The 10076-nt window shown below is 33.2% G+C and carries 11 protein-coding genes; 8 read left to right on the top strand and 3 right to left on the bottom strand.

Features of this window, described 5'->3' with window-relative positions:
• The first annotated feature begins 125 nt into the window (after window positions 1-125).
• From ACP6PL_RS07255 to ACP6PL_RS07235, 5 genes are all read left to right on the top strand, one after another.
• On the top strand, window positions 126-1040 hold the full coding sequence (locus ACP6PL_RS07255) for an alpha/beta hydrolase fold domain-containing protein (protein ID WP_426544046.1): 915 nt from the start codon (window positions 126-128) through the stop codon (window positions 1038-1040).
• A 146-nt stretch (window positions 1041-1186) separates the two neighbouring features.
• Window positions 1187-1627: a DUF5684 domain-containing protein gene (locus ACP6PL_RS07250; RefSeq protein ID WP_426544044.1), complete on the top strand. Its 441-nt coding sequence runs from the start codon at window positions 1187-1189 to the stop codon at window positions 1625-1627.
• A gap of 90 nt (window positions 1628-1717) precedes the next feature.
• On the top strand, window positions 1718-1846 hold the full coding sequence (locus tag ACP6PL_RS07245; protein WP_426544042.1) for a hypothetical protein: 129 nt from the start codon (window positions 1718-1720) through the stop codon (window positions 1844-1846).
• A gap of 9 nt (window positions 1847-1855) precedes the next feature.
• Entirely contained in the window at window positions 1856-2353 is a 498-nt protein-coding gene (locus ACP6PL_RS07240) for a DUF2752 domain-containing protein (RefSeq protein ID WP_426544040.1), read from the top strand.
• Window positions 2354-2689: 336 nt separating this feature from the next.
• Window positions 2690-2998 (top strand): hypothetical protein, encoded by a 309-nt coding sequence (locus tag ACP6PL_RS07235; protein WP_426544038.1) that lies wholly within the window; start codon window positions 2690-2692, stop codon window positions 2996-2998.
• A gap of 69 nt (window positions 2999-3067) precedes the next feature.
• Here ACP6PL_RS07235 and ACP6PL_RS07230 read toward each other — a convergent pair whose 3' ends face one another.
• Together ACP6PL_RS07230 and ACP6PL_RS07225 are read right to left on the bottom strand one after the other, a co-directional pair.
• The gene (locus ACP6PL_RS07230) at window positions 3068-4141 is read right to left on the bottom strand and encodes a class I SAM-dependent methyltransferase (protein WP_426544036.1); all 1074 of its coding nucleotides are present in this window, start codon (window positions 4139-4141) and stop codon (window positions 3068-3070) included.
• Between the two features lie 228 nt (window positions 4142-4369).
• Window positions 4370-4675 carry a 30S ribosomal protein PSRP-3 gene (locus tag ACP6PL_RS07225; RefSeq protein ID WP_426544033.1) on the bottom strand — a complete coding sequence of 102 codons (306 nt, stop codon included), beginning with the start codon at window positions 4673-4675 and terminating at the stop codon, window positions 4370-4372.
• A gap of 75 nt (window positions 4676-4750) precedes the next feature.
• On the opposite strand from ACP6PL_RS07225, the gene ACP6PL_RS07220 reads away from it, so the two are divergent.
• The 3 genes from ACP6PL_RS07220 to ACP6PL_RS07210 all read left to right on the top strand — a co-directional run bounded on the left by ACP6PL_RS07220 (window position 4751) and on the right by ACP6PL_RS07210 (window position 7462).
• Window positions 4751-5542 carry a TIGR01548 family HAD-type hydrolase gene (locus tag ACP6PL_RS07220; RefSeq protein ID WP_426544031.1) on the top strand — a complete coding sequence of 264 codons (792 nt, stop codon included), beginning with the start codon at window positions 4751-4753 and terminating at the stop codon, window positions 5540-5542.
• A 500-nt stretch (window positions 5543-6042) separates the two neighbouring features.
• The gene (locus ACP6PL_RS07215; RefSeq protein ID WP_426544029.1) at window positions 6043-6438 is read left to right on the top strand and encodes a protein kinase domain-containing protein; all 396 of its coding nucleotides are present in this window, start codon (window positions 6043-6045) and stop codon (window positions 6436-6438) included.
• Window positions 6431-7462: a protein kinase domain-containing protein gene (locus ACP6PL_RS07210; protein WP_426544027.1), complete on the top strand. Its 1032-nt coding sequence runs from the start codon at window positions 6431-6433 to the stop codon at window positions 7460-7462. Before ACP6PL_RS07215 ends, ACP6PL_RS07210 begins: the two co-directional genes overlap by 8 nt.
• 242 nt (window positions 7463-7704) lie before the next feature.
• Here ACP6PL_RS07210 and ACP6PL_RS07205 read toward each other — a convergent pair whose 3' ends face one another.
• On the bottom strand, window positions 7705-9552 hold the full coding sequence (locus tag ACP6PL_RS07205; RefSeq protein ID WP_426544025.1) for a hypothetical protein: 1848 nt from the start codon (window positions 9550-9552) through the stop codon (window positions 7705-7707).
• Window positions 9553-10076: the final 524 nt, after the last annotated feature.

The following is a 10076-nucleotide window of genomic DNA, read 5'->3' as shown; positions in this document are numbered from 1 at the left end:
AAGAGGAGGCTTTAAACCTGAATTATTTAATTAATAATTAATAATTATTCGGTAACCTTGACAAACATTCCCTAAAAATATTAACTTAAAATTTCTAGAATAAATTTATATTAACACTAAAAGTAATGTTGAAAAAATATCTATCTAAAGTATCATCTCAAGGAGTGTTTTTCGGCTATAGCTTTCTACCGATTAATACTTGGAAAATACTATCAGATCCTGCTAGTAAAATACTGGCATTTTCAAATAACTATCGCATTTACAAAAATATTAAATATTTGACTGTTAATAATTACGATTTGCAGTTAGATATTTATCAGTCTCTCGCCCCTAAATCACAACCAACAGTAATTTTTATTCATGGTGGCGGTTGGGTAGATCGCCCCAGAGAAGTGGAGTTATTTTTTTTATTGCCATATCTAAAAATGGGTCTTTCTGTTGTCAATGTGGGGTATCGTTTAGCAGCACAGTCGTTAGCGCCTGCAGCAGTAGCAGACTGTCGGTGTGCTTTACGTTGGGTGATTAGGAATGCTCAACAATACAATTTTGATCCTGAAAAAATTATTCTTAGTGGGTTTTCTGCTGGTGGTCATTTAGCGATAACAACTGCTTTGTTAACTCCTGATGCTGGTTTTGACTCTTATTGCCCAGGTGATGAGGACTTAAAAGTAGCAGCTATCGTCAATTGGTATGGTATTACTGATGTCAAAGATTTGCTGGAGGGAGCAAATATTCGAGATTATGCTCTGGAGTGGATGGGAAACCAGAACGATCGCTTAGAAATAGCGGAACGTGTTTCTCCGATAAATTATGTAAATTCTCAAATGCCGCCTATTTTTACTGTTCACGGTGATGCTGATTTAAGTGTGCCATATAATCATGCAGTAAGATTTCACGAAGCACTTAATCAAGCTAATGTACCGAATCAATTATTAACTATTCCAGGGGGCGATCATGGTGGATTTAGTTATAGTGAAAATCTCCATATTTATGAAAATATTGAGTCTTTTATCAGAAAATATGATTTGTTTAATTATTAAAATTAGTTCAACTTACAGCTAGGTATATATAAGTTAAATTCTTAAAAAAAAAACAAAATTTTAATGCTTCTAATATTTTGAGTATTAAAGTTTGCTTAGTATAGATGAAAACTTCAATTGTTATTAATTTTAATGGATGAGGACAAATGCTATATTTGAGTGAATTTTCATGGATTAATTCAGGCATTGGTATGATGTTACCAATTTTATTGGCACAGGAAGCAACAAATCAAATACCAGAAGTACCAGAGGTAGAACCAACTCAAGTTGGAGGTGGTCTCGTTGGATACTTAATAATGGCATTTTTCTGCTATAAAATTTACCAAAAATTAAATGTTGAAAATGCGTGGTATGCTTGGATTCCAATTTTAGGTACATACATTAATTTTAAAGCTGGTGATGAGGAAAATCCTGTTTTATGGACAATTTTGTCTTTGATTCCATGTATTAATATTATTGCTGCAATTAAATTAATTATGGCTTGGGTGAGAATTTTTAATAAGTTGGAAAAATCTCCCTGGTTATTGTTGATATGTATCATTCCTTGTGCAGTTTTATTTGTCTTTGGATATGTAGCATTGACTTAAAAAATAATAGGAAAAAATTGAATGATGCTCAAACTTAAGTACAGGAAAATAATTTTTTTAATACTGATTGCAATTCTGGCAGGAGGATCAATGGTTGGTTATTCTCAATCAGAGACCAATTTCTTGCTTAAAACTGTCGAATTAGTCATCTTTCAACAAATGGCAACAATTCTAATTTATCTCACTTGTTTTGGTTGGGATTTGTTGCGTAGTCGATAAAGAAATTGAATGGAAAAGTATTCTGAAATTTTATCTAATAAAGAGCGAAGTCAAAGATATATTTATCTGGCGATCGCTCTTATTCCTATTATTGGTAGTTACCTATTTAATTTGGGTTTGAAAATACCATTTCTAGGATGTCCACTGCTGCGTTATGTTGGTATTCCTTGCCCTGGATGGGGGTTGACTCGCTCTTTGATGGCATTTGCACGAGGAGATTTTAGTCAAGCAATTACTTATCATTTATTTGGGCCTGTATTTTTTGCTGTGTTTCTAGTTGCAGGTTTACATCTAATTTTGGAATTAATAAATAATCGAAAAATCCTGGCATTTTATATACCCTTAATTCAAAATAATCAGTTTCATATTTTTTGTTTTCTAGTTTTATTTGGTTATCATGGAACACGGCTACAAGAGTTATGGAAATCTGGAGAATTATATAATTTTTTTATTCATTCTACTCTGGGAAATTGGTTATTTGGGCTGATTAGTTATAGTTATTTTTAATGCTTCAATAAAAATCAGTAGGTGGGTATGAAAAATTATTTTTATCACAGGCATTCATGCTAGAGTTCATTAATTGATAATTGATAATGGATAATTACCTCTGGTTAAAACCGTTACGGAATTGAATATAAGGAAATGTCCTAGCACTTTTTTCCCCTTGAAAGGGGAGGCGAATATTGCTGAATTATTTAATTAATAATTATTAATGATTCGGTAACTACAGTTAGAGATTTTGGACTGGAACATATTAAAAAATTGAGGGGAAAACATTGGTTATTTGGTTTCTATGAAAAAGGTGGTAAAACCCTAAAATATTGCTTGTATGCTTCCCCTGAAATGATGGCTCCTTGGATTAGTGAAAAATCAGCTTATGTTGCATTAGATTATAAACTTGCTCAATTAATACCAGAGTTAATTAGCATATCTTTACTATATGAAATTGTTGGGGAAAAAGAAGTTTATACACTCGAAGATGCTCAAAGTCTGCAAAAAAGACAATATACAATCCAAGAATACCGAAATAAAATGGATTTAGAATTTGGCTACTCTCCTGAAAGAATGCTTTCGATTTTAAGAGATAGATGTCAATATTTAATTGAGAGAGGTTCAACTTTAAATAATCCCCATATTCCAGCTTCATATTGATATTAATATCCTAAAAATTGATGTAAAGGATACGCTCGTGGGAACTAGAAACTTCCACTTGATGGTTTACTACACCCGCTGACATAATATCCACCGTAACTCTAGAGGTGGTTTACCATTGGCTAAGGGAAATATATCTCTACCAGTCGCCCAACTTTCAAACCAACTTGTGGGAGGCCATGCAGTTTTTGGTAAATGTTGACGTTCATATTCTATAACTAACTCATTAGAAACGATTACCCAAGGTAAACCCTCCATCGCTTTTGTCAACTCTTCAGAAGTAAACAAACTCGACCAACATAACTGCGCCATATCTCGTACCAATTTATCCGGCACATATTCCTCTACTGTCAAAAATATATTGAATATAAGTAAACCACCAGAGCAAATAACATCAGACATTTTTGCCATAAATAACCGCAAGTCGTCTACATCCCGAAAATGAGATACTACTTCTGTAGCGATCGCCAACTGATAAAAAGCTGGTCGCAACCTTGTCAGTGGTTCGAGAATATCTCCCTCTATCACATTCATTGATAAATTTTCTGTAGCGATCGCTGTTTGTAACTGTTCAATAAAAGCAGGCGTTAACTCTAAAACATCTACATAATGACCTTTTCGCGCCAAAGGTAAAGCATTCCTACCTGTTCCTCCTCCCACATCTAATATTTTCAAGACAGAATTTTTGCCAAATTCTCCCACAGTTGCTAATACTTTAGCATCAGGATGAGAACCAAATAAAGGAGGCTTTCTTTTATCTATCCAAGACTTATACTGTTCTCCCAAAGTTGGAGTGCGAATACTTACTTGACAAGCTATACCTTTTTTGGGAGGTTTCACTAATTCATATTGAATAACTAACATAGAAGTTGCAGAAATATTAAACCCTTCTATCAACCTCTTTTCGATCATTTGACGCAACTGTTGTTTTCTTTCAGCGGGCATTGGTCTACCCAGATGAAAAAATAAATTTTCTACAATATTTATATAATAGTCAAGCATACCAGGCAGACAGGGAAGCACCAACTCGCCACGACCTGAAATATAGCTATCAAGCTTATATACAATAGCTTTTTTCAGAATAGTTGGAGAAGTTACAAGTGGCAGTTGGTCACTTATTGGTAATGTCTGTTCCTGGTTCATTAGCAGATTCTGGCTTGTTAATTTTAACTTTTGACTTCTGAATTTACCCCATCATTATGCCCTATGGCAATCTTTGGCATAACAGTCAAGTTGTGAGATTTTCTCTGATCAGAATCTGCATTTCTCCTGGAGATTAATTTATTTGATCGCCGCTTCACTTCCGACAACCCTAGACTTTACTAAAATTCTTAGTTAATTTTGACTTTTGACTTTTGAGTTTTGACTTGATTAATTAGTACCTGCAAAAACTATCTCTGGTTCTGGAAATTTTGCCTGAGCTTCTGAAAGTGGTCGTCTTCTGCCTTCCTCTTGCCAATAGTTAATTATTTCAGTAGCCTTATTCAGAAGATCCACCCTGTCTACTTCTGAAATCCAATGCTTGGCTTCCATTTCTGTTTTTAGTTGTTCCCAAGCATCATTCCGAGGCCAGAAAAAGTAACAAGTTAAAGGACTGGTACCATTTCCTACCACTTGATCTACAGCAAGTGCTACATTATCGTCTAACCAGACTACTTTTAGTATAAATTTGGACAATTTACCTCCTGAGCCAATTTTAGGCTAATTTTAAAACTTTAGACACACAAAATTTCATTTTACCATAAAAATTTGATGATGAATAAAGCAATCTTGGTTTTCGATATCGATGGTGTGATTCGGGATGTGGGTGGATCTTATCGACGGGCGATCGCCGATACAGTCAAGCATTGTACGTCCGGCGCATTTTGCCCCACTTTGGCGGATATTGACCAGCTTAAGTCTGAGGGTGTTTGGAATAATGACTGGGAGGCTTCGCGGGAGTTAGTTTATCGTCATTTTGAAGGCCAAGGTCAAAAACGGGAGGATATAGCTTTAGATTATCAAAAGTTAGTAGCTTTTTTTCAGTCTCGTTATCGGGGTTTAGATGAGGATAACTGGAATGGTTATATTTGTTCGGAACCGTTGTTGGTAAGTTCTGGTTATTTTGAGGAGTTGACGGCAGCAGGGTTGTCTTGGGGATTTTTTAGTGGAGCAATGCGAGCTGAAGTTGCTTATGTTTTGGAGGGAAAGTTAGGTATGAGTTCTCCTGTGGTAGTGGCGATGGAGGATGCACCGGGAAAACCTGACCCAACAGGTTTATTTGCAGTAGTTGAGGAGTTGGAAAAGCAAAATGGTTTGGCTGAAAATCTACCTGTGATTTATGCTGGGGATACGGTGGGAGATATGTATACGGTGGAAAATGCTCGGAAACAGATGCCATCGAGAACTTGGGTTGGGGTAGGTGTGTTGCCTCCCCATGTGCAGGAAAGTGAGGAAAGGCAAGATGCTTATAGTGCTAAATTATTGGAGGCAGGTGCAAAGGTAGTTTTGAATAATATTGAAGAGTTGTCTGAGGAGGCGATCGCTAATTTAATTAATAATTAATTCCTAAAGCTTTAAAGCTTCTCCTTTTCAGGAGAAAAAAAATACAGCGGATTCCAGTTTAGTGAGGTAAAACCATGGGGGAAAGATTCTTGCACTAATTGCTGAACAGAGAAAAATTGACGTACAAATTTTAGTCAATGAATGGTTAATAAATCATATTAAAAATATGACTACTGAATAAAATCATTTTCCTAAAGTATCCTAAAGTTCAGACATCGTTATATCAAAATCAGCAGCAATTTTGTCAATATAGCAATTCTATCTTATTTGTATCAAAAATCTTACTGTTTTTTTGGGAACAGGTAGGAGTTTCAGTTTTGTTATTTACTGTTTGATTTTCACAACCTATTTAGGATTGCTATAATAATTAGGACTTACGCAGAGATAATGTATGTAGTGTTAAAAACTATAACGTTATAGTTTTTGCACTCTATATATAGTACCCCTACGTAAGTCTTGATAATATAAGGCTTTTTCCTATTATATACTAAAATTTTTGTATGGGCAAAAACAAGAAAAAACCTTGGGATGAAAACTGGGAATCTATTAGTGAAAAAATAGGTAAAGGTGGTCAAGGTGAAACTTCTTTAGTAAAACCTAAAAATGATTCATTTTCTCCTGGTGAGTATGTACTCAAAATACTTCATAAGCAAAAAGATTATGAAAGACGTGCCAGGATGAGTAGAGAAGTAAATAATCTCAAAACTTTTAGAAATCCCGGAATACCTAAATTAATTGATTCAAATTACGACTCTTTTGAAGACTTAAATATTCCTCTCTATATGGTGATTGAATTTATAGAAGGAAGCACTTTAGAGAAGTTTATTACAGATAGGGGGGTAATTGATATATTTGATGCTGTCAAGTTTACAGTTAAATTGTTAGATATTGTATGAATATTGTCATCAAAGAGATGTAGTGCATAGAGATATTAAGCCTGACAATATTATGGTTAGAAACGATTCTCTAACTACTCCAGTATTAATAGATTTTGGTCTTTCTTTCAACAAAGAGGATGATACAAATTTAACACCTACAGGACAGGATATAGGAAATAGGTTTTTTATTCTTCCAGAGCATAAACGAGAAAGTGGTTCACAAAGAGATAAAAAGTCAGATATAACACAAGTATGTGGCATTTTGTTTTTTGTAATAACAGGAAAAGAACCTCGTCATCTTTTGGATGAAAAAGGAAATAAACCACATCAGACTGAAACAGCTAGACAAAAATTATCAGCTTTACCAGAACATATATTATTCAAAATTAATAGGGTTTTTGATAGAGCTTTTGAAATAGGAATAGATTCCCGTTGGCAGTCTATTCCTGCGCTTAAAGATAATTTAATAAATATTTTAGAGTCAGAAAATAAAGAATATAATGAAAAATTTTTGTTAGATGAGATTAAGTATAAAGCATCAACTGATATGGATAAGGAGTTATTTGAAAATACAGCTAAAAAATTTCTTGAAAAAATTTATGATATTGTTAATGGGATAATTGAAGAACTTAATTCTGAGCTACAGGAACCCAAATTTTGGGGTGTGACTTTAAGAACTGATAAACAATTGACTATACATCCCGAAATAGATTGGAAGAATTTAAAATTTTCTAATAAAGTTCTTGGTATAGGTTATAGATATGCAAATAAACCATTCTGGCCTGGATTTGAGGGATATATAACAGGAAGTGAAGTTGTTTTAGTTTATGTTGAATATTATTTTCCCAAGTCAGAGCTTGATAGAATGCATATGGGTAATAGCATAGGTATTGGTGAACGTATATATGATGACATTTTAGAGAAATATGAAAACAGCAAAACCGAGTTACTGAGAATTCCTCTAAGTGGTGAACCTGATTTTACTGTGCTAGAAGAAAAACTCATAAAGTTTTATTTTAAAGGTGTAAAAAGTATAATGTGAAGTCTTATCGCCATGAAAGATGTATCCAACAATTGCTTGGTTATAGCATTTATGGTGAATCATAACGTCTAGATTTACAGCAATAAATTAATAGATTAAAACAACGAGTTTACGGTTAGAAAATTATGATAATTAAATAGATTGTGGAGTTATTATTTGAGCGATTCTCAATTCTTCAAAGGGTTACTCTAATTCCCATTACCCAAATAACTTCTGAATTCTGAATTCTAAATTCTTAATTCTTAACTCTCAATATAATTATCAATAACTTTCATAATATTAACCCCTGTTAATTTCACATAATTATCCATATATCTAGTACCAGGAGTAAGCACTGGCAAATTTTTTCTATAAATAGGCAGCCAAAACTCACTATTTATACTCCAACTTCTGACAGTCTTTTTATTATTTTCCAGATAATTTTGAATCAGATATTCATAGACAAACTGTTTTCTAATACTTCTACTTTTAATTTCTTCTCGGTTTCCTGGATTCAGATAATACTCAAAATTAGCATATTTAATATCAATGATTTGGATGGAAATTTTGCTCATAATTTTTTTCAGGAAATTCCCAAAGCTTTGATTAATGTCTTTGAGAGACTGGAGTCTATCTTTATCCCGAAATAATGACAGATAAAATATATTATCTTTGAGCAGAGAGTCAGACCCCAATACATAATCGATGAAGCGTTGAAAAAATCTCTCAGAGGATAAGATGCCAAATTTCAAAGCTAGATAAAATACATGATTCAAATTTTTCATCATTTGTAATTGTTCCAGATTAAAATCATCCAATATTTCCCAGTAAGAATAAAACTGATTTGGCAAAGAATGAACCGTCAGTATATCTCCCTCAACTTGGCAGAATTTAGCTAACTCATAAAAGGTATGATTTTTAAGTTCAGGGTTTTGGTGAACAGAGGCAATTTTTAATTGATATTTATTACATTTGAAGCTCGTGTAGTAGCGTAAGTCATTCCAATTTTTTACTTTTTCAATTTGATATGAAGTCTTAGATGGAACTAAATCTGAAATTTCGGAATTTGAATGGTTATCCTTAGTCTGAAATGAAAGAATTACAGCATCGGGAAAAATATCTTTACCGTTGACGTGGAAAATATTACTCAGATCGATAATTCTGTTTTTGTAGCTCAAATGAGCAATTATTTCTGAGGCAATATATCGACTATTCAGATAACAGACAAAACATGAATTTGTCTGTTTGAGCAAATAAGTTAAACAGATTCCCTCCCAAACACTATGAAAATTATTAAATCCCCAGATTTTGCCGTCTTTTGTGTCATCTAACTCTCCGAATAAAAATTTTTCAATTGCATCGTAAAAATCCCAATAATCTATATCTTTCAACGGCGTATATTTATCAATTTTTCCTAAAGCGTCTCGCAAAGTCTCGATAATTAATGGATAATGAGTTTCGCTAAACAAGCTATATTCATCTCCAATATATTTTTCCCGGAACCTAGCAGATAAAGCAGCAATTTCGGGATTTACATTTTCGCCTAATTTTTGCTGAATCTCACTAAATAGATAACAATACATTGCTACAATATCAGACGCTTCATAAGATATTTGTTGCCTAGGTGCGTCAATCAAATCTATAAATATTGCACCATTATTTAGGAAAATTGCTTTATGAAGATAGCGATAAATTTTACTATAGTCTATTGTTTCAGATTTACTGAGACGGGAGACAAGTGCTAATATTTTTAACTCATCGTAGATATCTAAGATATTATCTAAGGCATCAAGTTTACTATAAAAAATACTTTCTTGATTATCGTTAACTACAACTTTTTTTCCCACTTCCTGTTGCAGTACACCGTCACGGTCATTAACTTTGATATTTTTCTGTAAATATCCTTTTTCTTGATAGACTTTCTGGATAATTTTCAGGAGTTTATAGAGTTTGAAAAATAATTCACATTTAAAGTCGAATCTATCAATATTTGGATCGTCCTGAGTAAATCCTTTTGGTAAATGAAAAATTAACTTACCTCTCTTTTTCTCAATTCCGACAAAAGAATATTTAGGGTTGACTTGAGATTTTATTTCGGCAAAATTTATCATTTTTTTGAGGAAGGAAGAAGAAAGAAGGAGAAAGGAGGAAGGAAGAAATAAGAAGCTAGAAGAAGTAAATACTGAAAAAAAAGGGAAAATGATTAAAGATACCTATTTAAAATGAATTGAAGTAGCTATTTTTCGGCATATCCGCAGATAGATGTATTTCTACATTCTTTTTTAAAAGTGTTATAAAACTCCAATCGTTAGCAATCGTCAAACTCAAAGACTTATTTTATCCTTATTCCTCCCATCGCTCAAATACAAAACTAGGTGAAAATTTTTAGATCAATTTCCCAAAATATTACAAGAAAATATGGAGATGTTGTTCAGAGTAAAGAATTTCCTAGGTTTGGTCTCTAAACCCTCTTCAAACCTCCAAACCTCTACAGGAAGTTAAAAGCAAATACATAAATCTGAGTGAGCAGAAATTTCTATTGCTCCATACGCAATAAAAGCAATTACCTAAATCTGAGAGTGAGCAGAAATTCCTATTGCTCCATACGCAATAAAAGCAATTACCTAAATCTGAG

It is taken from the genome of Dapis purpurea BLCC-M126, from assembly GCF_050015975.1.
Classification (GTDB): Bacteria; Cyanobacteriota; Cyanobacteriia; order Cyanobacteriales; family Microcoleaceae; genus Trichodesmium.
This window is presented reverse-complemented; position numbering and strand designations above follow the sequence as displayed.